Annotated in this window: 20 protein-coding genes; 17 read left to right on the forward strand and 3 right to left on the reverse strand. The window is 33.0% G+C overall.

Features of this window, described 5'->3' with window-relative positions:
• Positions 1–91 precede the first annotated feature (91 nt).
• The 17 genes from rpsF to BUB89_RS06275 all read left to right on the forward strand — a co-directional run bounded on the left by rpsF (position 92) and on the right by BUB89_RS06275 (position 16,055).
• The gene (gene rpsF, locus BUB89_RS06195; protein ID WP_072944700.1) at positions 92–433 is read left to right on the forward strand and encodes a 30S ribosomal protein S6; all 342 of its coding nucleotides are present in this window, start codon (positions 92–94) and stop codon (positions 431–433) included.
• Between the two features lie 5 nt (positions 434–438).
• A complete protein-coding gene (gene rpsR, locus BUB89_RS06200) occupies positions 439–735 on the forward strand; it encodes a 30S ribosomal protein S18 (protein ID WP_007138295.1) in 297 nt (98 codons plus the stop codon).
• Between the two features lie 69 nt (positions 736–804).
• Positions 805–1,248, forward strand: a complete 444-nt coding sequence (gene rplI / locus BUB89_RS06205; RefSeq protein WP_073243103.1) for a 50S ribosomal protein L9 — start codon at positions 805–807, stop codon at positions 1,246–1,248.
• 240 nt (positions 1,249–1,488) lie between these two features.
• A complete protein-coding gene (locus tag BUB89_RS06210; protein ID WP_073243105.1) occupies positions 1,489–1,962 on the forward strand; it encodes a DUF6495 family protein in 474 nt (157 codons plus the stop codon).
• Between the two features lie 75 nt (positions 1,963–2,037).
• Positions 2,038–4,038, forward strand: a complete 2,001-nt coding sequence (gene ligA / locus BUB89_RS06215) for an NAD-dependent DNA ligase LigA (RefSeq protein WP_073243787.1) — start codon at positions 2,038–2,040, stop codon at positions 4,036–4,038.
• A gap of 154 nt (positions 4,039–4,192) precedes the next feature.
• Positions 4,193–4,711: a DUF6913 domain-containing protein gene (locus tag BUB89_RS06220; RefSeq protein WP_073243107.1), complete on the forward strand. Its 519-nt coding sequence runs from the start codon at positions 4,193–4,195 to the stop codon at positions 4,709–4,711.
• Positions 4,712–4,720: 9 nt separating this feature from the next.
• Positions 4,721–5,602, forward strand: coding sequence for a 4-hydroxy-tetrahydrodipicolinate synthase (gene dapA / locus BUB89_RS06225; protein WP_073243109.1), 882 nt, complete (start codon positions 4,721–4,723; stop codon positions 5,600–5,602).
• A 136-nt stretch (positions 5,603–5,738) separates the two neighbouring features.
• Positions 5,739–6,533, forward strand: coding sequence for an outer membrane protein assembly factor BamD (locus tag BUB89_RS06230; RefSeq protein WP_073243111.1), 795 nt, complete (start codon positions 5,739–5,741; stop codon positions 6,531–6,533).
• 9 nt (positions 6,534–6,542) lie between these two features.
• On the forward strand, positions 6,543–6,860 hold the full coding sequence (locus BUB89_RS06235; protein ID WP_073243113.1) for a DNA-directed RNA polymerase subunit omega: 318 nt from the start codon (positions 6,543–6,545) through the stop codon (positions 6,858–6,860).
• A gap of 6 nt (positions 6,861–6,866) precedes the next feature.
• Complete coding sequence (gene coaBC, locus BUB89_RS06240) at positions 6,867–8,078, forward strand: bifunctional phosphopantothenoylcysteine decarboxylase/phosphopantothenate--cysteine ligase CoaBC (protein WP_073243115.1); 1,212 nt, start codon at positions 6,867–6,869, stop codon at positions 8,076–8,078.
• Positions 8,071–8,955, forward strand: a complete 885-nt coding sequence (porD, locus tag BUB89_RS06245) for a type IX secretion system protein PorD (RefSeq protein WP_073243117.1) — start codon at positions 8,071–8,073, stop codon at positions 8,953–8,955. The genes coaBC and porD overlap by 8 nt, the downstream gene beginning before the upstream one ends.
• A 53-nt stretch (positions 8,956–9,008) precedes the next feature.
• Positions 9,009–10,661: a DNA repair protein RecN gene (gene recN / locus BUB89_RS06250; RefSeq protein WP_073243119.1), complete on the forward strand. Its 1,653-nt coding sequence runs from the start codon at positions 9,009–9,011 to the stop codon at positions 10,659–10,661.
• Between the two features lie 100 nt (positions 10,662–10,761).
• Positions 10,762–11,952 (forward strand): enoyl-ACP reductase FabV, encoded by a 1,191-nt coding sequence (gene fabV, locus BUB89_RS06255; protein WP_073243121.1) that lies wholly within the window; start codon positions 10,762–10,764, stop codon positions 11,950–11,952.
• 156 nt (positions 11,953–12,108) lie between these two features.
• On the forward strand, positions 12,109–13,107 hold the full coding sequence (locus tag BUB89_RS06260; RefSeq protein WP_073243123.1) for a glycosyltransferase family 2 protein: 999 nt from the start codon (positions 12,109–12,111) through the stop codon (positions 13,105–13,107).
• A 3-nt stretch (positions 13,108–13,110) separates the two neighbouring features.
• Positions 13,111–13,686 (forward strand): dephospho-CoA kinase, encoded by a 576-nt coding sequence (gene coaE / locus BUB89_RS06265; protein WP_073243125.1) that lies wholly within the window; start codon positions 13,111–13,113, stop codon positions 13,684–13,686.
• Positions 13,687–13,766: 80 nt separating this feature from the next.
• On the forward strand, positions 13,767–15,347 hold the full coding sequence (locus tag BUB89_RS06270) for a sensor histidine kinase (protein WP_073243127.1): 1,581 nt from the start codon (positions 13,767–13,769) through the stop codon (positions 15,345–15,347).
• A 3-nt stretch (positions 15,348–15,350) separates the two neighbouring features.
• Positions 15,351–16,055, forward strand: a complete 705-nt coding sequence (locus BUB89_RS06275) for a response regulator transcription factor (protein WP_073243129.1) — start codon at positions 15,351–15,353, stop codon at positions 16,053–16,055.
• Positions 16,056–16,109: 54 nt separating this feature from the next.
• Here the strand turns inward: BUB89_RS06275 and BUB89_RS06280 are convergent, their stop codons facing one another.
• The 3 genes from BUB89_RS06280 to BUB89_RS06290 form a co-directional block, all read right to left on the reverse strand.
• Complete coding sequence (locus tag BUB89_RS06280) at positions 16,110–18,518, reverse strand: alpha-ketoacid dehydrogenase subunit alpha/beta (RefSeq protein ID WP_073243131.1); 2,409 nt, start codon at positions 18,516–18,518, stop codon at positions 16,110–16,112.
• 184 nt (positions 18,519–18,702) lie between these two features.
• Entirely contained in the window at positions 18,703–21,537 is a 2,835-nt protein-coding gene (locus BUB89_RS06285; RefSeq protein ID WP_307723322.1) for a gluzincin family metallopeptidase, read from the reverse strand.
• A 92-nt stretch (positions 21,538–21,629) separates the two neighbouring features.
• A complete protein-coding gene (locus BUB89_RS06290; RefSeq protein ID WP_073243133.1) occupies positions 21,630–22,358 on the reverse strand; it encodes an LOG family protein in 729 nt (242 codons plus the stop codon).
• Between the last annotated feature and the right edge of the window lie 317 nt (positions 22,359–22,675).

Here is a 22,675-nt window from a genome sequence, read left to right on the forward strand (position 1 = left end):
TTTGCAGTACAACGAATAAAGTTTGTTTTTGTTTTTTTATTCGAAATAAAAGATTACTTTTGCAGCCAATTTAACAAATAAATAAATATTTATGAATCATTATGAAACTGTTTTCATTTTAAATCCCGTTTTATCTGATGTTCAGGTAAAGGAAACAGTAAGCAAATTTGAAGATTTTCTTACTAGTAGAGGAGCAGAAATGGTATCTAAAGAAGACTGGGGTCTTAAAAAGATGGCTTACGAAATCCAAAACAAGAAAAGTGGTTTTTACCATTTGTTCGAATTTAAAGTATCAGGAGAAGTTCTTATCGCTTTTGAAACTGAATTCAGACGTGACGAAAGAGTTATGCGTTTCTTAACTGTAAGTCTTGACAAACATGCTATCTCTTGGGCTGAAAGAAGAAGAGCAAAACTTAAATCTCAAAAAGCTTAATTATCATGGCAACATTACAACAATCTGCTTCAGGAAAAAAAGACGGAGATATCAGATATCTTACTCCTTTAAATATAGAAACTAACAAAACTAAAAAGTATTGTCGTTTCAAAAAATCAGGAATCAAATACATCGATTATAAAGATGCTGATTTCTTATTGAAATTTGTTAACGAGCAAGGAAAAATTCTTCCTCGTCGTTTAACAGGTACTTCATTAAAATACCAAAGAAAAGTTTCTGTTGCTGTAAAAAGAGCACGTCACTTAGCTTTAATGCCATACGTGGCCGATTTATTAAAATAATATTAAAATATAAAGTTGTTGTCTCGTTGTAATGCAACGGGACTAACTTCTATAACAAAGGACAACAACATGGAATTGATTTTAAAACAAGACGTTCAGAATTTAGGATTTAAAGACGATGTAGTAACTGTAAAAAACGGATACGGTCGTAATTACTTAATCCCACAAGGATTTGCTCAGTTAGCTACTGCTTCTGCAAAGAAAGTATTAGCTGAAAACCTAAAACAAAGAGCGCACAAAGAAGCTAAAGTTGTTGCTGACGCAAAAGCATTGGCAGAAACATTAAAAGGACTTGAGATTAAAATTTCTGCTAAAGCAGGTGGTGAAAAATTATTTGGTTCAATCACAAATATCGACATCGTTGCAGCTTTAGAAAAAGCAGGACAATCTATTGACAGAAAATTCATCACTAGCGGAATCGTTAAGCGTACTGGAAAATATTCAGCTACTGTAAGATTACACAGAGATGTTATCGTTGATTTACCTTATGAAATTGTTGCTGAAAAAGCATAATTTCTAAACTCAATATTTAAAATCCCGTCTCGTTCTAAAAAACGAAATCGGGATTTTTTTTTGTTTTAAATTTTGCCACAAAGATTCAAAGACTCAAATCGTAGTATTGTATGAAAATTTTATTTTGACAATAAACTTTTTCAAATCATTGGGCTTTTATGGAGAAGCAAAAGATTTATATTAGACTTGAAAAAAACTTAGTGCCTTAGTGCCTTCGTGGCAAAAAAAAATAATAATCACATGAAATACACAAGACTTACAAAAGAGCAATTCGAAGAACTGCATCCGGAATTCACTAATTTTTTAGCAACCCAATCCATTGATAAAGCAGAATGGGATAAAATAAAAACGGAGAAACCGGAAGTAGCTGAGCAGGAACTGGATATTTTTTCTGATTTAATATGGGAAGGTGTTTTATCTAAAGCAGAATATTTAGAGCATTTTTCGAAAAATCATATTTTTCTTTTTCAGTGTTTTGAAACCGAAGTAAAATCGATTGTTTTGAAATCATTAGTTCCTGAAGTTGATTTTTTAACTAAAGACGGATTGCAATGGCTGAGCGATAATATGTTTACCGAAACAATTGAAATGAAAGTTGGGAAAAAAGTATTTACCGAAGAACGAAATGCATCCATTTTTTCGTTGATTCAACAAGGTGCTTTCCTGAGCGACGGACAATTATTTCAACAAATAAATTCGATTATAGAGTCGTAATAGTGACGATATTTCTTTTAAATTGGTTATTTTAGTACGCTGTTTACAGAAACTAAAATGACCAATTTTTTTTATATGGATGTGCTAAATACGATTCAGAAATTAAGAGAAGAACTCAATCTTCATAATTATAATTATTATGTTTTAGATAATGCTACAATAACTGATTATGAGTTTGATATAAAATTAAAAGAACTCCAGGATTTAGAAAATGCACATCCGGAATACTTTGATATCAATTCTCCCACACAAAGAGTAGGAGGGACAATTACTAAGAATTTCCAAACGGTAGCACACAGACAACGAATGTATTCGTTGGATAATTCCTATTCTAAAGAGGATTTACTGGATTGGGAAGTTCGAATTCAAAAAGTTTTAGGGAATGTCAATTTGCAATACACTTGCGAATTGAAATATGACGGTGCTTCTATTAGTATTACCTATGAAAACGGAAAATTAGTTCGTGCCGTAACTCGTGGAGATGGTTTCCAGGGCGACGATGTGACCAATAATATCAAGACTATTCGTTCTATTCCTTTAACTTTAAAAGGTGATAATTATCCTGATAAATTTGATATTCGGGGTGAAATCATTTTGCCTTTTGCCGGTTTCGAAAAAATGAATCAGGAACTGATTGAGATAGGTGAAACACCTTATTCTAATCCCAGAAATACGGCTTCCGGAAGTTTAAAGTTGCAGGACAGTACTGAAGTGGCTAAGCGACCTTTGGAATGTTTGCTGTATTCTGTGGCAGGCGAAAAATTACCTTTTACTTCTCAGTTTGACGGTTTAATTGCTGCCCGAAACTGGGGTTTTAAAGTGCCAAAAGAAGCAAAGATTGCTGCTAATTTACAGGAAGTTTTTGATTTTATAGATTATTGGGATACACATCGTCATAAATTACCATATGAAACGGATGGTGTGGTAGTAAAAGTGAATAGTATACAATATCAGGAAGAATTGGGCTATAAGGCTAAATCGCCTCGTTGGGCTATGGCTTATAAATTCAAATCGGAGCAGGTATCCACTCAGTTGAAATCTATTTCTTATCAGGTAGGAAGAACCGGTTCTATCACTCCTGTAGCTAATTTAAAAGCGGTTCAGTTAGCGGGAACTATTGTAAAACGGGCTTCCCTGCACAATGCTGATCAGATTAAAAAGTTAGACATTCGGGTAGGAGATACTGTTTTTGTTGAAAAAGGAGGAGAAATTATTCCTAAGATTATTGCAGTTGATTTGGCTCAGCGTCCTGAAAATTCTTTACCTACTCAATATATTACCCATTGTCCGGAATGTCAGACGGAATTAGTCAGAAACGAAGGAGAGGCAAATCATTATTGTCCTAATTTCTATGGTTGTCCACCACAGATTATTGGGCGAATTCAGCATTTTATTTCGCGAAAAGCAATGGATATTGAAGGTCTGGGCGGTGAAACGGTTGCGCTTCTTTTTAATAATGATTTGGTTCATAATTATGCTGATTTATACGATTTAACGGTGGAACAAATTCTGCCATTAGAAAGAATGGCGCAAAAATCGGCTGAAAATTTGGTTAATGGCGTAAAAAAATCGACTGAGATTCCTTTTGAAAGTGTACTATATGCGCTTGGAATTCGTTATGTAGGAGAGACAGTGGCTAAGAAATTAGCCAAGCATTATAAAAATATTGATGCGTTGCGTAAAGCCAGTTTGATCGAATTGATTTTAGTGGATGAAATTGGGGAGCGAATAGCCCAAAGTGTCATTGAATTTTTCGAAAAAGAAGAAAATAAAATTATTATTGAGCGTCTGAAAAGTTATGGAGTGCAATTTGAAATTATTGAAAAAATAAATCTGAATGCAACTACTAAATTAGAAGGAAAAACGTTTGTGGTTTCAGGAGTTTTTACTCAGTTTTCCAGAGATGAACTTAAAAAAGCTATAGAAGATAATGGTGGGAAAGTAGGAAGTTCTATTTCTGCTAAAACAAATTATGTGGTTGCAGGTGATAATATGGGACCAGCAAAACTGGATAAAGCGAATAAATTAAATATCCCCATTATTTCAGAAACTGATTTTATGAGTATGCTTCAATAAAAAAATATGATTTTTGGGGAGATGATTTTTATTTGAAGGGAAAATAAGTGTTAAGAATATAACAAAAAGTTTTAAATCATCGTTATACTTTTTTAGATTTGCCGGCTATAGTGTAACTTAATTAATTAATTTTGTTTACTAATAAAGATAAGTTATGTTTTTAAATTACTTAAAAGAATTTTCGGTAAAGAAAATAGTAAAAAACAGCTTGCTTAATGTAAAAAGTAGCTTGTTTTCGGGTAATGTAAAAACAGTAGGAGTAGTTGTTGATGCAAGTCATTTTGCAAATACAGAGTTGTTAATTAAAGATTTAATAGCTAATGGAATTGCAAAAGAAAACATTGAATTGTTACTTTATAAAAGTAAAGCGAATATAGATTTTGTAACTTCTGTAACAAATTTAAAATCCAGTCATTTAAATTGGAAAGCCCAAATTAAAAATGAAGCGGTAAATGATTTTATCGCAAAGGATTTTGATTTATTAATAAGTTATTATGATGCTGAAAAAGCAATTTTACTAGTTGTCACTCACGAATCTAAAGCTAAATTTAAAGTTGGTTTTTCAACTGTAGACAAACGCTTAAATAATTTGATAATTTCGGCTAATCTGGAAAATAATGAGATTTTTATTCAGGAATTATTCAGGTATTTAAAAATATTAAACAAAATATAATCTAAAAACATGCAATCATTAATAGGAACTGGTGTTGCTCTAGTGACTCCTTTCAAAGAAGATTTTTCAATTGATACCGAAGCATTAAAAAGAATTGTAAATTTTTCTGTAGACGGTGGGGTTGAATATCTGGTTATTTTAGGAACCACAGCTGAAAACGCAACTTTAACCAGTGACGAAAAAGAATTAGTAATTCAAACTATTATAGAAGCTAATAATGGGCGCTTGCCTTTAGTTTTAGGAGTTGGAGGAAACAATACCATGAAAGTGGCTGAGGAATTAAAAACCAGAGATATGTCTCCATTTGTGGCAATTCTTTCGGTTTCTCCTTATTATAATAAACCTACTCAGGAAGGGATTTATCAGCATTTTAAAGTTATCGCAGAAGCTTCTCCGGTACCGGTAATTGTTTATAACGTTCCTGGAAGAACTTCAAGTAATATGTTGCCTAAAACTGTTTTGCGTTTAGCAAATGATTTTAAAAACATCGTTGCTATTAAAGAAGCTGCCGGTGATATTGTTCAGGCAATGCAATTGCTGAAAGACAAACCAAAAGATTTTCATGTGATTTCAGGCGATGATATGACGGCGCTGGCAACCGTATTAGCAGGAGGTTCCGGTGTTATTTCGGTTATTGCTCAGGGTTTTCCAAAGGAATTTTCTGAGATGATTCGTTTGGGATTAAATCGTAAAGTAGATGAAGCTTTCAAATCTCAGTATTTATTGTCAGATTGTATTGATATGATTTTTGAACAAGGAAATCCTGCCGGAATTAAGCAGGTATTTCAGGCGTTAGGTCTTGCTGATAATACTGTTCGTTTACCATTAGTAAGTGTAGATGAAGATTTGCAAAACAGAATAAACGTATTTGTATCTAAAATAGATAAATAGGGGCTGATTGCGGGTGTTTTTTTATGCTAAGAAATATTTTGTAGTCGCTAAATTAATAACTAAATTTGCAACCGAAACTTCGGTATGATTTTTTATGGATTTTAAAAGAATCTGTATTTAAAAAGAAAATAAAAAAATGAAAAAAATTGTATCCTTATTACTTCTTATCGCTCTTTTTAGTTCCTGTAACGAATATCAAAAAGCCTTAAAAAGCGAAAATGTTGCGGTGAAGTTTGCAATGGCGGATACGTTATATGCTCAGGGTAAATATTCAAGAGCCATTCGTCTTTTTGAACAAATTGCTCCTGAATACAGAGGAAAACCGCAGGCAGAGAAGTTGTTTTATATGTATGCACAGTCTTATTATAAAACAAAACAGTATTATTTAGCGGCTTACCAGTTTGAAAGTTTTACTTCGGGTTATCCTAAAAGTGCAAAAATTCAGGAAGCTTCTTTTTTAGGAGCTAAAAGTTATGCTATTTTATCACCGGTTTACAGTTTAGATCAGGCAGATACTTATAAAGCTATTGAAAAATTGCAAGCCTTTATTGACCGATTTCCAAATTCAGAATATTTAGCAGAAGCTAATGGTTTAACGAAATTGTTATCTGAAAAGATAGAGAAAAAGATATATGAAAATGCAAAAACATATAACACAATTTCAGATTATAAATCGGCTTTAGTGGCATTTGATAATTTTATTGCGGAATATCCGGGAACTAAATTTAAGGAAGATGCTTTGTTTTATAAGTTTGATTCCGCTTATAAATTAGGGATCAATAGTGTACCTGCAAAAATGGAAGACAGATTGAATGTAGCAAAGGTTTCTTATCAGAATTTGATAAAATTTGATGCTAATACCAAATATAAAGAACAGGCAGGCGAAATGTATGCCCGTGTTGAACAAGAATTACAAAAATATACTAAATAACTAAAAGTCATGGATTTAAAAAAGACGAATGCTCCGGTAAACACAATAACTTATAACAAAACGGTTATTGAACAACCTACTGGAAATGTGTATGAAGCAATTACCATTATGGCTAAAAGAGCAAACCAAATCAATTCTGAAATCAAAAAAGAATTGACAGAGAAACTGGAAGAATTTGCTACATATAATGACAGTCTTGAAGAAGTTTTTGAAAATAAAGAACAAATCGAGGTTTCTAAATTCTATGAAAAATTACCAAAACCACATGCTTTAGCAGTTCAGGAATGGTTAGATGGTAAAATTTATTACAGAGAATCAAATAAATAAGATACTATGTCAGTTTTAAGCGGTAAAAGAATTTTGCTAGGTGTTTCTGGCGGAATTGCCGCCTATAAAACAGCGTCTTTAGTACGACTTTTTATAAAAGTAGGTGCACATGTCCAAGTGATAATGACACCTGCTTCTAAGGATTTTGTAACCCCGCTTACCTTATCTACCTTATCTAAAAATCCGGTTTATTCTACTTTTTTTAATCAGGATGATGAAGATGAAAAATGGAACAATCATGTTGAATTAGGTCTTTGGGCTGATTTGATGATTATTGCTCCTGCTACCGCAAATACCTTGTCTAAGATGGCAAATGGTACTTGTGACAATCTACTTATTGCGACTTATTTATCGGCAAAATGTCCTGTTTATTTTGCTCCTGCAATGGATTTAGATATGTATAAGCACCCTTCTACAATTGCAAGTTTCACTGCTTTAGAGCAATTTGGCAATACTATAATTCCTGCCGAAAGTGGCGAGTTAGCCAGTGGTTTGTCCGGCGAAGGAAGGATGGCAGAACCGGAAAATATCATTACTTTCCTGGAAGCCGATTTAGAAAGCAAATTACCCCTAAAAGGTAAAAAAATATTAATTACAGCCGGTCCTACTTATGAAGCCATCGATCCCGTGCGTTTTATAGGCAATCATTCTTCGGGAAAAATGGGCTTTGATATTGCTAAAAGTGCTGCTAATCTTGGAGCTTCCGTTATTTTAGTTACAGGGCCAACACATCTTACAGTGAATCATTCTTTGATAAATGTTGTAAAAGTTACTTCGGCACAAGAAATGTATGATGCCTGTCATCAGTATTTCAATGCTGTTGATGTGGCTATTGCCGCAGCTGCCGTTGCTGATTACAGACCTAAAAATATTGCTGAACAAAAAATTAAAAAAAACACAGATAATTTTGTTATCGAACTTGAAAAAACAAAGGATATCCTGCTGTCACTGGGAGAAGCTAAAAAACAACAGTTTTTAATTGGTTTTGCATTAGAAACCGAAAATGAAATTGAGAATGCAAAGGCAAAAATTCAGAAAAAAAACTTAGATTTGATTGTTTTAAATTCTTTACAGGATGAAGGTGCCGGTTTTCAAAAAATGACCAACAAAGTTACTTTTATTGATAAAGATTTTAAAATAGAACCGATGGAATTAAAATCCAAAGAAGCGGTTGCCGATGATATTTTAAATAAAGTAATAGCTCATTTTTATGAATAAAATAGTTCTTTTCCTTTTATTAGTAAGCTTTAGCATTGTTCATGGGCAACAGTTAAACTGTACTGTAACAGTAAATGCTCAAAAAATGGGAAATCCTAACCAGCAAATTTATAAAACGCTGGAGACCTCTCTAAATGAGTTTGTAAACAAAACCGACTGGACAACTGAAACATTTCGCCAACAGGAGAAAATCAATTGTTCCATGTATATTACTTTGCTTTCGCACAGTTCTGATCAATTCTCCGCAACCATTCAGGTGCAGTCTTCCCGTCCGGTTTTTGATTCTTCTTATGAATCTCCTGTGTTGAATATTAATGATAAAGATTTTAGTTTTACCTACACGGAATTTGAAAATTTAGTATTTAATGTCAATTCTTTTCAGTCTAATTTAGTCTCGGTAATTTCATTTTATACCTATGTCATTATGGGGATGGACAGAGATACATTCGAATTTAAATCAGGTGATTCTCATTATCAAACCGCACAAACTATTGCCACAGTAGCACAGCAAAGCAGCTATAAAGGCTGGAGCCAATTAGATGGAAATCAAAATCGGTATTATTTAATTAATGATTTGCTTTCGCCAACGTATGTTGAAATCAGAAAAACATTATTCGATTATCATCAGGGTTTAGATGCTATGAATACAGACAAAAAAGCAGCCAAAGAAAAAATAAAAACCGCTTTAGTGTCCTTAAATAAATTATACAATTCAAAGCCAAATGCTTATTTGACCCGAATACTTTTTGATGCTAAATCAGATGAAATTACTTCTGTTTTTTCAGGTGGACCCAGTATCACAATTACTGATCTAGTAGATAATTTAAATAAACTTTCGCCGTTGAACTCCAGTAAATGGGCGATGTTGAAATATTAGTTATTTTTGATTTTTTAAAATTAACTCCCACAACTCCATAATAATTACAACTAATGATTACTGCACTATCAATAAAAAACTATGCTTTAATAGAGAAATTAACTATTGATTTTTCTAAAGGATTTTCGATTATTACAGGAGAAACCGGTGCGGGAAAATCAATTATTTTAGGTGCATTAGGATTGGTGTTAGGAAAACGAGCCGATTTAACTTCGCTTAAAAATAAAGAAGAAAAATGCATTATTGAAGCTCAGTTTGATATTTCTAAATACAATTTAGCTGCTTTTTTTGAAGCTAATGATTTGGATTATGAAAACGAGACCATCATTCGAAGAGAAATTCTTCCTTCGGGAAAATCGCGTGCTTTTATTAATGATAGTCCTGTAAATCTTCAGGAACTTCAGGATTTAGGATTGTTTTTGATTGATATTCATTCGCAACAGCAAACCAGAGAATTGACTGATGAAAATGTCCAGTTTGATATCATAGACGCTATTGCTGATAATCAAGGGATTATCACTGATTATCAAATGCTTCTTAAAAATTATAAAGCAGATAAATCTAAACTAAACACGCTGATTAAAAAACAAAGCGAATCTAATAAAGAACAGGAATACCATACTTTTTTATTGAACGAATTGCTTGCTGCTCAATTGAAATCAGGAGAACAGGAAGAATTAGAAACCGTTTTTGAGCAACTCAATAATGTTGAAATTATTAAAGAAGCTATTGATAAATCTCTGGCTATTGCCAATGAAGAGCAGTTTGGTGTTTTGAGTAATTTAAAGGAAATTAAAAATTCGATTCAAAAAATTGCTCCATTTTCTTCCGAATATCAGGAGTTGTTAGAACGAATTACCAGTCTAGCTATTGAATTTGATGATATTTCAGATGAAATGAATCGCCATTCTGAAAAAATAATTTTTGATCCGGAGCTATTAGAGCAAACCAATCAAAAGTTACAATTGATTTATAATTTACAAAAAAAGCATCAGGTGCTTACGGTAGATGAATTATTGGAAATTCAGACCAAATTAGAAAATGAGGTTGTTGAATTAGGAAATATAGAAGAAGAAATAGCGCTTTTGAATAATCAAATTCAGGAAAAAGGAATTCAATTAGATACTTTAGCAACCACAATTCATGATAACAGAATTGAGGCGATTCCTGTTTTGTCTGAGAAAATGATAGCTATTCTGGCTACTCTGGGAATGCCAAATGTGCGTTTTAATATTGAAGTTACACAAGGGGAAAGTTATTTTGCTAATGGAAAAGACGAATTGCAATTTCTGTTTTCTGCCAATAAAGGAACTGATTTCGGATTGCTGAAAAAAGTAGCATCCGGAGGGGAAATGTCCCGAATTATGCTCGCTGTAAAAGCAATTTTAGCACAATATTCTAAATTACCAACTTTAATTTTTGATGAGATTGATACCGGAGTTTCCGGAGAAATTGCTATTAAAATGGGGGAGATCATGAAAGAAATGAGTCAGAAAATGCAAATTTTTGCCATTACCCATTTGCCACAAATTGCCGCTAAAGGGGATGAACATTTTAAAGTATCCAAATCAATTGTTGACGAGGATACCCAATCAGAATTAAAGTTATTAACTGATGAAGAACGTGTTGTAGAAATTGCTCAAATGTTATCAGGAACCATCGTTTCTGATTCGGCTCTAAATCATGCAAAAGCCTTGTTGAACTAAAAAAATGCCCTATATTTGCCTTCCAAAATGATAGCCTTTTAGGTACATGTCATTGTTTTATTCGCTAAAAAAAATAAATAAAATATAATATTGATACGTTATGATCATAGAACCTAGAATGAGAGGATTTATTTGCCTGACAGCACACCCGGCTGGAGCTGAGCAAAATGTCAAAAATCAAATTGAATATGTTAAATCCAAAGGAGCTATTGATGGCGCTAAAAAAGTACTGGTAATCGGTGCTTCTACAGGTTTTGGTTTGGCTTCAAGAATTTCAAGTGCTTTTGGTTCTGATGCAGCAACAATCGGAGTGTTTTTTGAAAAACCACCAGTAGCCGGAAAAACGGCTTCACCGGGTTGGTATAATTCTGCTGCTTTTGAAAAAGAAGCGCACAAAGCAGGTTTGTATGCTAAAAGTATCAACGGAGATGCATTTTCGAACGAGGTAAAAAGAGAAACTTTAGACTTGATTAAAGCTGATTTAGGTCAGGTTGATTTGATTATTTACAGCTTAGCCTCGCCAGTTCGTACTAATCCAAATACAGGAGTGACACACCGTTCGGTTTTAAAACCTATCGGAAGTACTTTTACCAATAAAACAGTAGATTTTCATACCGGAAAAGTTTCTGAAGTTTCTATCGAGCCATGCAGTGGTGACGATATCGAAAACACAATTGCAGTAATGGGAGGTGAAGACTGGGCTATGTGGATTGATGCTTTAAAAGCAGAGAATTTATTGGCTCCGGGAGCTACAACTGTTGCTTATTCTTATATTGGGCCATCAGTTACTGAGGCAGTTTACAGAAAAGGAACTATTGGTCGTGCAAAAGATCATTTGGAAGCTACAGCTTTTGAAATCTCAGACAGTTTAGCTGATATTAACGGTAAAGCGTATGTTTCAGTTAATAAAGCATTGGTTACTCAGGCGAGTTCGGCAATTCCGGTAATTCCGTTGTATATTTCTTTATTGTACAAAATAATGAAAGCAGAAGGTGTTCACGAAGGTTGTATTGAGCAAATTCAACGTTTGTACCAACAAAGATTGTTTACAGGTGGAGAAGTTCCTGTGGATGAAAAAGGCAGAATCCGTATTGATGACTGGGAAATGCGCGAAGACATTCAGGCTCAGGTAGCTCAATTATGGGAACAGGCAACTACTGAAAATTTAGCCGAAATAGGAGATTTAGAAGGATACAGAAAAGATTTTTATAATTTATTTGGTTTTGATGTAGCCGGAGTAGATTATAAAGCTGAAGCTGACGAAATGGTTCAGGTGGAAAGTATCGCCTAATTTTATTTCGAAAAAAAAGACGAAGAATAATTTATTGAAATGCGCCTTCATTTTAAGTGTATAAAAACATTTAAAATGAAGGTGCATTCTTGTTTAAAGCCTATCTTTGTTAAAATATTACATTTATATTGTATAATTAATACCGCTTTTAAGAATATGTATTTTTCTTTGATTATTCCCGTATATAATCGTCCGGACGAAGTGGATGAACTTTTAGAAAGTTTGTCTAAATTAAATTATAAAGAAGATTTTGAAATTGTAATTGTCGAAGATGGTTCTGCAATTCGTTGCGAGGATGTTGTCAAACAATATCAAAGCAAGTTGTCGATTTCGTATTATTATAAAGAAAATTCAGGTCCCGGAGATTCCAGAAACTATGGAATGAAAATGGCTAAAGGAGATTACTTTATTATTTTTGATTCTGATTGTATTATTCCGGTCGAATATCTTACAGAAGTTGATAAAGCTTTAAAAACGCATTATGTGGACTGTTTTGGTGGTCCTGACAGAGCTTTGGATAGTTTTTCGAATATTCAAAAAGCGATCAATTTTGCAATGACTTCTTTTCTTACTACCGGCGGAATCAGAGGTGGATCAGAGAAAATAGATAAATTCCAACCCCGAAGTTTTAATATGGGAATTTCCCGTAAAGCATTTGAAGCTTCTAATGGTTTTGGAAATATTCATCCGGGTGAAGATCCTGATTTATCTATCCGATTATGGAATTTAGGTTTTGAAACAAAACTTTTTCCAACAGCTTACGTATATCATAAAAGAAGGATTGACTGGGATAAGTTTTCCATTCAGGTAAATAAATTTGGGAAAGCTAGACCTATTTTAAACAGTTGGTATCCTAAATATAACAAATTGACGTTCTTTTTTCCAACAGTATTTATTATTGGTCTGGCGCTTTCGGTAGCGTTGTTGATTTTTACTTATGATTTGTTGGCTAAGTTGTATTGTGTATATTTTTTCATCATATTTTTAGTTTCAACTTATCAAAATAAAAGTATTAAAATAGGGTATCTCTCCGTAACAGCAGTCTGGAAACAGTTTCTGGGATATGGAATGGGTTTTTTAGAATCTTACATTAAAATAATTATTCTGAAGAAAAAACCAGAAGAAGCTTTTCCTGATTTGTTTTTCAAAGTATAAAGTATGCAAAAGAGTATTGGTTTAACAGGAGGGATTGGAAGCGGGAAGACAACTATTGCAAATTATCTGGCATCTTTAGGCATTCCTGTTTATATAGCTGATGATGCCGGTAAAAAAGTAATGCAGCAGCAGGAAATTATTAAAGCAATACAGCAAAAGTTTGGCTCGGATATTGTTAAAGAAAACCAATTAAACCGCGCCAGATTAGCAGAAATTGTTTTCAATAATCCGGATAGGCTGAAAGAACTAAATGCCATTGTACATCCCGCAGTAAGGAAAGATTATAAAAAATGGCTTGCAGAACATACAGATGCTCCTTTTTTAGTATATGAATCGGCTATTTTATTTGAAAGTGGCAGTTATAAAGATTTTGATTACGTGATTACTATTACTGCTCCTTTGGAGGTAAGAGTTTCACGGGTTTTACAAAGGGATGATACAGAAAGAGAACAAGTAATGAAAAGGATTAATGCACAATGGACAGATGATCAGCGTGTTTCCAAAAGTGATTTTGTAATTGAAAATATTGATATTGACTTAGCTAAGTCAGAAATCAATAAAATTCTTAAAATTTTGTAGATTAAGCAATAAGAAGGGGAGATGTTAATGTTTGGTTAATACATTATTAACCATAGTGTTAAAATGTTAATTTTGTTTTGATGAATAAATTGTTTTTTAAATTTTTGGTTTTATTGATGAGTTTGTCTCTTATCGGGATTATACTTGTTCAGGTATATTGGTTTAATACATCATTTAAAAATAATGATGAACAATTTAAATATCATGTTACTCAGGTGATTGATAATGTAGCAGATAAGCTTGAGAAACAAGAAGAATATAGTTTTTATGAAAAAATTAATCGTATAAAAGACAGCGCAGGTAAAATTCCTGAAAAGAGTGATTTATTCGAAATTTTATTTGTTCAGAGAAATACAAAAACAAATAAAACTATTATTTATAAAAACAGTATTACATCTGAAAAATATGATTTTAACGGGTCATTATTTAATAAAAAAAATGACGGGTTTAAAAGTTTTAGTTCTAAAAGATTAACGGAGGTTTATAATAGCAACAATGTTATTGATAATTCAGGATTGAATAAAAGTGTAATGCCGGATTTGAAGGATTACAAAGATGGAACTCTGGATGTATTAAATAAAGTGCAGTTGCAAATTTCATATAAGGATTACGCATCAACATTGTCTATTGACGAAAGGATTTCAAAGGAAAAATTAAGAAATCTTTTGAAAAAGGAACTTGTAGACCACGGTGTTAATACAAAATTTGAATTTGCAATTTTTAATAAAGGATCGCAGACAAAAATAAAATCAGAAGGGTTTAGTATTGATGAAGATGCTACTTATTCAGTTCCTATTCTTGCTGATAATGAAGGAAATGAGAAATATAAATTATGGGTGACATTTCCCAATAAAAAGAAATTTCTTTTATCTGAATTAGTAAGTATTACCATTTTATCAATAGTATTTACATTGATTATTTTAGTTGCTTATTCAAGTGCTTTAAATCAGTTAATCCGTCAGCGTCAGATATCTGAGATTAAGACCGATTTTATAAACAATATGACGCATGAGTTTAAAACGCCTATAGCCACCATCAATTTGGCATTAGATGCTATAAAAAACCCTAAAATAATTGAAGACAAGGAAAAAGTCTTCAGATATTTGCAAATGATCAGAGATGAAAATAAGCGAATGCATGCTCAGGTTGAGAATGTATTGCGGATTTCAAAATTAGAAAAGAAAGAGTTAGATATAGAAAAAGGTTCAAGTAATGTCGAGGAAGTGATTTATGACGCCATTGAACATGTCAATTTGATTTTACAGGACAGACAAGGCGAAATTAATAATCATTTTGAAGCAGCAAGAACCACCGTTTTGATTAACGAAGTGCATTTTACAAATGTTATTGTCAATATTTTAGAAAATGCGATTAAATATTCGCCTGAAACACCTAAGATTGATATTTACACGGAGAACATTAAAGATATGATTCTCATAAAAGTAAAAGATCAGGGATTAGGAATGAGTAAAGTGGCTCAAAAAAGAGTTTTTGAGAAATTTTACCGAGAGCACACCGGCGATTTACATAATGTTAAAGGCCATGGTCTTGGTTTATCTTATGTAAAAAGAATTGTTGAAGATCATAACGGACAAGTTTACGTAGAAAGCGAAAAGGGAAAAGGAAGTACCTTCATTATAAAATTACCTCTAATAAACTAGAATATGGAAAATATAAATAAAAAAATTCTTTTAGTAGAAGACGACTTAAATTTTGGAGCTGTTCTTAAAGATTATTTAATGCTGAATGACTTTGATGTCACTCTGGCAAAAAATGGAATGGAAGGTTTTGAAAAATTTAAAAAAGATTCTTATGATTTATGCATTTTAGATGTAATGATGCCGTACAAAGACGGTTATACATTAGCTAAAGAAATAAGAGAGAAAAATGCCGAAGTGCCTATTATCTTTCTTACTGCTAAATCTATGAAAGAGGATGTTTTAAAAGGATATAAAGCCGGAGCAGATGATTATTTAAACAAACCATTTGATTCTGAAGTTTTATTGATGAAAATTAAAGCTATTATTCAAAGAAAAGCTTCTGATGTAAAAGCAGAACAAGTTCCTTTTGAATTTACAATTGGTAAATTTCATCTGAATTCCAAATTACGTTTTTTAAGTTTTAATGGTCAAGAACCGGTAAAATTGTCTCCTAAAGAAAATGAATTATTAAAAATGTTAATTCTTCATGAGAATGATTTAATGCCAAGAGAATTAGCACTGACTAAAATCTGGAGAGACGATAACTATTTTACTTCAAGAAGTATGGACGTTTACATTGCTAAACTGAGAAAGTATCTAAAACTGGATGAAAATGTAGAAATTCTAAACATCCACGGAGAAGGTTTCCGATTAGTAATAAAGAAATAAAGCAAAAAAAGCTTCGATGAAAATCGAAGCTTTTTTTTTATAGTTATTATTTTTCTAGTATAAATCCGGATATTGAGAAGGATTAACTTCAGAAATAATGCTGTATACTTTTTCATAAATATCTTCTATAGATGGTTTAGAAAAGTAATCACCATCCGTGCCGTATGAAGGACGGTGCTCCTTAGCAGATAAAGTTTGTGGTTTGCTGTCTAAGAATTTAAAGGCATCCTGATTTTCTATAATTTGTTGCAAAATAAAAGCAGAAGCTCCGCCCGGTACATCTTCATCAATCACAAGAAGACGATTTGTTTTTTGGACACTTTTAGCAATGTCATGATTAATATCAAATGGAAGCAAAGACTGAACATCAATTATTTCGCAGTCAATCCCTATTTCTGAGAGTTCTTTAGCCGCTTGTTCTACTAACCTCAGGGTGGAGCCATAAGATACAAGTGTAATATCAGTTCCTTCTTTAATCGTTTCAACAACCCCGATAGGTGTTTTGAATTCACCATAATTCAAAGGCATTTTTTCTTTCAGTCGGTATCCGTTTAAACATTCCACTACTAATGCAGGTTCGTCACATTCTAATAAAGTATTGTAAAAACCGGCTGCCTTAGTCATATTTCGGGGAACTAAAACATGAATTCCTCTAATGGCGTTTATGATCATCCCCATAGGAGAACCGGAATGCCAGATGCCTTCTAATCGATGACCACGCGTTCTGATGATTAGTGGTGCTTTTTGCTTTCCTACTGTTCTGTATTGTAAGGAAGCTAAATCGTCACTTAAAATCTGAATGGCATACAGCAAATAATCTAAATACTGAATTTCGGCGATAGGGCGGAGTCCTCTTAAAGCAAGTCCTATTCCTTGTCCTATTATGGTCGCTTCACGAATACCCACATCGGCAACGCGCGTTTCTCCATATTTCTCCTGCATTCCTTCGAGTCCCTGATTGACATCACCTATATTTCCGGAATCTTCACCAAAAATGAGTACCTCAGGATATTTAGCAAATAAAGCATCAAAGTTATCGCGGATAATCATTCTTCCGTCAGTGTCTTTTCGGGCATTTTCGGGATAAATAGCCGGAACTTCTTTTACAGAAAACACATTGTTTTTTGATTCTGAATACAAATTATTGCTGAAAATCGCCTGTGTTTTTTGGGTGTATTTCTGTATCCAAAGTGATAATTGAGTTCCTCCGGCTTCATTTACTAACAAACGAAGTGTTTTTCTCGCAGTAACTAATATTTCCTTTTTTAACGGATCTTTTATGTTTTTCAGAGCATTCGAAAGTTTTAGAATCTGCTCTTTGTTTTTACTTGTTACAGCAATTTTTTCCAATAAGCTGACAAGTTCATTTTTTTCAGCGATAATTGGAGCAATAAAGGAATTCCAGGCTGCTTTTTTAGCTTCCAGAACCTCTTTTTTAATCTCGGCATCAATTTCATTTAACTCTTCTGCCGAAGCAATGTTAATGGCTATCATCCACAAACGCATTTGTCTGAGGCAGTCAAATTCTTTTTCCCAGTTAAGTCTTTCTGTGTTTTTATATCTTTCATGGGATCCTGAACTGGAGTGTCCCTGAGGCTGTGTTAGTTCTTGTACATGAACTAAAACCGGTATGTGTTTTTCACGGGCAATTTTGGATGCTTTTTCGTAAGTAGTTATTAAATCCGAATAATCCCAGCCTTTAACCGTAAAAATTTCGATTCCGTTACTGTCACCCTCACGTTGAAAACCGGATAATATTTCAGAGATATTTTCTTTTGTGGTTTGATGTCTGGCATGTACTGAAATTCCGTATTCGTCATCCCAAATACTAATTAGCATTGGAACTTGTAATACTCCTGCTGCATTTATGGTTTCAAAAAAAACACCTTCAGAAGTGCTCGCATTTCCTATGGTTCCCCAGGCAATTTCATTTCCCTGGTATGAAAAATTTTTCTGATTGGGGATATTGGTAACTTCTCTATAAAATTTCGAAGCTTGTGCTAAACCTAATAAACGCGGCATTTGAGCTGCGGTAGGTGAGATGTCTGAGCTGGAATTTTTTTGCTTAGTTAAGTTTTTCCAGCTTCCGTCTTCGTTTAAACTATGTGTAACAAAATGTCCTCCCATCTGCCTTCCGGCTGACATGGGTTCTTGTTTAATATCAGTGTTTCCATATAATCCGGCAAAAAAATTAGCAAGCGTTAATTCGCCAATAGCCATCATAAAAGTCTGATCACGGTAATAACCGGAGCGAAAATCTCCGTTTTTAAAAAACTTCGCCATCGCTATCTGCGGAACCTCTTTTCCATCTCCAAAAATCCCAAACTTCGCTTTACCTGTCAATACTTCTCTGCGTCCTAAGAGACTGCATTCCCGACTTGTTGCTGCTATCTTATAATCGTTCAATACTTCCGTCTTGAAATCCTCAAATGTCAATGTCGTATTGCTTTTTTCTTTTATCATAATTGAAAGATTATAATTCATCGGCAAATTTACTTAAAAACTGGCTATTATCATAATTCAATTATAGAAAAACTATTTGTAATTCGGTATTTTTATTTAGTGTTAAACAAATATTTTTTCAATATCAACATTTTACTGGCTTATTATTTGTGAATAATGTAATTATGTCTTTGGGGTTATTTGTTTAAAACCATTTTCGATTAAATAGGTTGACTAAAATTTTTGGTGAAAAAGTGATAATAAATCGTATTTTTTCATTGTAATTTTTCTGTCCTATTTCCCATCCGTTAGTAGAATAAACAGGTAAGTAGAGTTCAAAATAATCGGTTACTAAGTTCAGTCGGATACCGCTGTCAAAAGCAAATTCCGGATTTTTATTTCTGTTTTTCAACACACCAATATCGCCATACATTTCCACCCAGTTCCAGATGGTATATCCTGCATTTACGGTTGTAATCCATTGATTTGCAAATGCGGTATCGAGTTTTGACTTAAAACCGCCTTCGGCAATAATTAATTGTTGACTAAAAAATCCGCTGTTTTCAGAACGTCCATAATAACCATAATCAAAAAGATAATCCGTAGGTCTGTCTAAGGCAAAATTAAAGAAATTAGAATTACTGTTATTGTACAAAAAAGTCCCTGTATAAAACCGTAAACTAAGCTGACGGTTATTTTCAAAGAGTTTTCGATATTCTAATTCAGCAGCTAATTTTCCAAATTTACCTGACAGTTGCACATCGCTTACAAAATTAAAATGTTCCGTTACTTCTGTTTTGGTATTGAAATATTTGGCATTAAATACCGAATAGTTTTCACTTGAATTATCATTAGGAATAAGGGCACTTTTCTCCCTGTTAACCATCACCTGACGTAAATAAATTAATTGTTTTCGATTGTCTCTAAAGTCGTCTTCCCGAATCCGGATTTGTACATTAGGATTGAATTTACTGTAAGCAGCATCAGGGGCATAATGAAAATAAGATCCCGATAAGGAATATTTCACATTGTACAAGTTGCTGTTGCGGTAATTTTGATTAATTGTAAAAGAGCCTGCACCGGAAAAAGTACTTGTATTAGTGGAATATGCCGGATTTATATCAAAGGTAAAAGGTTTGTCTAAAATGGTTTTGTTATGCAGTCGTATTCCGGGAATCAAGCCGTCATAAAGATTGTATTCTAAAGTAGGAACATACAAAACCTGATTGTAAAAAGGATCTTCTAAATCCTTCATAAAGACAAATTTTATAGGGCGGTTATTAGGAAAAAAGGATTTTAATGATTTCCAGTTGTTTCTTAGGTTGTATTCCGGAACTTCGTTTTTATAATTTAGTACAATTTTGTTGGCATCATTTCTTTTTACGCTGTAAATACTATCATTTTCAGCTGGTTCCAACCATTTTTTAAATACAATTTCTCCGTTTTTTATACCATAAACAGGTACCGGAACATTGATATGGGTCTTATTTTTTAACGAAAAATAAATGCTGTCGGTGGTCTTCGTAACCTTATTGAATTTATAATCTATTAAATCCCTGGAATGGATTATTGTTTTAAAAAACCAGTCAATTTCTTTAGCTGTTTGTTGCTTCAGCAGGTTTTCAAAATCAGATTCTGAGGTTTGTTTTGCTTTGTTTACGGTATAAAACGCACGAATACTTTTGCTTACAGCGTTGTTTTCGCTGTAATTTTCTAAAAAGCGTAAACTTAGACCGGCCCGATATTTACTGGCAATTTGTTCGTTAAATTTTATCAGATTGTTTTTGGGAGTTCCCAGTTCCTGATCAAGATTTTTTCGCGCCATGAGCATATAAAAATAGCTGTACTGTTCGTTAAAATCAAGGTTGGTCAGGTTGTAGCTTTTTAATAATCTAAACGAAGCTGCTTTCCCCAGCATTTTAGTATCCGGGTAATTTTCTTCAATGTATTTCATCATGATAAACACCTGAATTCCGTTATGTATCCAGCTTTCTTTTCGATTATTAATAAAAAGACTGTTATTGAGAAAAACATTAAGATAGGTTTTTAAGAATTTTAACTCATACGTAAATTCATCCGTAAAAGGCCTGATGATAGAAGGCAATTGGTTGAGTCCGTAAAAAGGATTTCTTTCATAATCGGTCTGTGAAACTAAAATTTTTTCAAAAGGATAATCACCTATATTATTTTTTACAAACCGCACAACGTTATCAATAGCTTTTGCCTGGTCTTCAGGAGTTACTTTGTCACCATCTAAATTGGTAATTACTTCAAAACGCTCGCTTTTAAAATTTGTAAAACTGGATTTAGGTTCTATAAAAAGATCAAAATCAACTCTGTTTTTTCCGCTTAATTTATATACAGTGTAATCGTTGTTTCTAATTTCTTCGGTTGTATTTAAGTCAGTAGTAATTGTAAAACCTTTTGCAAGTTTCAGTTCTATATCAAAATCAGTGATTGCATTAGCAATATCGTCCAGATTTTCATTATTGTATATTACAAAAGCATGATTTTCATATCGGGCAGGGGTAAGGAACCAGGATTTTAAATTCATATTTCCCAAATCATCATAGCCAAATTTAGTAAACTTACTACTTGGAATTTTTACAGTATAATTGAGTCTGAGGTTGATTTTTTTATTTGGCGCCAGCTTATTTAATAATTTTACTACAACAATATCGGGATCATTTTTTGGTCTTTTCCACGTTAACGGTAATTGCTCTTGGTTAGTAATGGCAATGTTCGAAGTTTTTCCGCGTTCTTCTTCTTTTGCCAAATGAAATCCGCGATAGAATTCATCTGAAAAATGATTGGCCAATGGTGTTTTTACATCAGCATAAGCATTATTCCAGTCATTTAATACAATTTCCGAAAGGCTGTCTGAGGAGGCATTATAATATTCCAGTTCCTGAGTAATATTCAAGCTGTGCATTTCTGCATCTATTTCTACTAACAGGCGGTTGTGGTTTTGTGCCAGTCCATTATTGGCACAGGCAAAAAACACAACACAAGCAAGCAAAAATTTGAAAATTATATTCAAGGGGTCTTAAAGGTTTTAATAGTTTTTCAAGATACATTTTTTTTGTTTTATATAAGTAGATTAAACAAAAAAAAGCTGTAAAAAACAGCTTTTTAAAAATTAGGTTTCAAGGTATATTTCTTGTAGAAATTGTCTAAAACTTCAACAACTTCATCTTCAGTATCTACAATCTTAATTAATTTTAAATCATCAGGACTTATTGTTTCTTCCTGCTCAATTAATACCGTTTTTATCCAGTCTATTAAACCGGACCAATAGGTAGTTCCTACTAAAATAATTGGAAAACGGGCAATTTTTTTCGTCTGAATCAACGTTATCGCTTCAAACATTTCATCGAGCGTTCCAAAACCTCCGGGCATTACCACAAAACCTTGTGAATATTTTACAAACATCACTTTTCTGACAAAAAAGTAATCAAAATTCAGGTTTTTATCGTGGTCAATATACGGGTTAAAATGCTGTTCAAAAGGCAGTTCAATATTTAAACCCACCGAAGTTCCGCCTCCTAAATGTGCTCCTTTGTTTCCGGCTTCCATGATTCCGGGACCTCCGCCTGTAATAACACCATAACCGGCCTTACTGATTTTAAAAGCAATTTTTTCGGCAAGCTGGTAGTATTTATTATCAGATTTAGTACGTGCAGATCCAAAAATAGAGACACAGGGACCAATGCGTCCCATGTTTTCATAACCATTAACAAACTCCGACATGATTTTAAAAATAGCCCAACTGTCATTGGTACGAATTTCATTCCATGTTTTTTGTTTTAACCTGTCCTGGATTATTTTTTCTTCATCATTGTCAAAATCTTCTAATCTCATATTCCTATATCTTTATGAATGTTGTTTACAACGGAAAGCATGTAGCAATTTTTAGTACTTTTTGCTTATAGAAACTCTGCAAAAAGACTTTCAAAACGAGAACTGCCTGGACTAAAATAAGATTTTTTACTTATAAATGCTATTGTCTAACCGCTAATTTTTTAATTAAAAAGTTCGGTTATTTATAATGCTTTGTGTGTGATTGCTTTGAGGTTCAAAAACAACAATCTAAATAAGGAATATGTACCTGTATGGTAATTTGATTTTTGATTTTAAGATATAAAAATATTTACAACTGCTCCTGAAAAAGAATAATT

The organism is Flavobacterium flevense, from assembly GCF_900142775.1.
GTDB classification, from domain to species: Bacteria; Bacteroidota; Bacteroidia; order Flavobacteriales; family Flavobacteriaceae; genus Flavobacterium; species Flavobacterium flevense.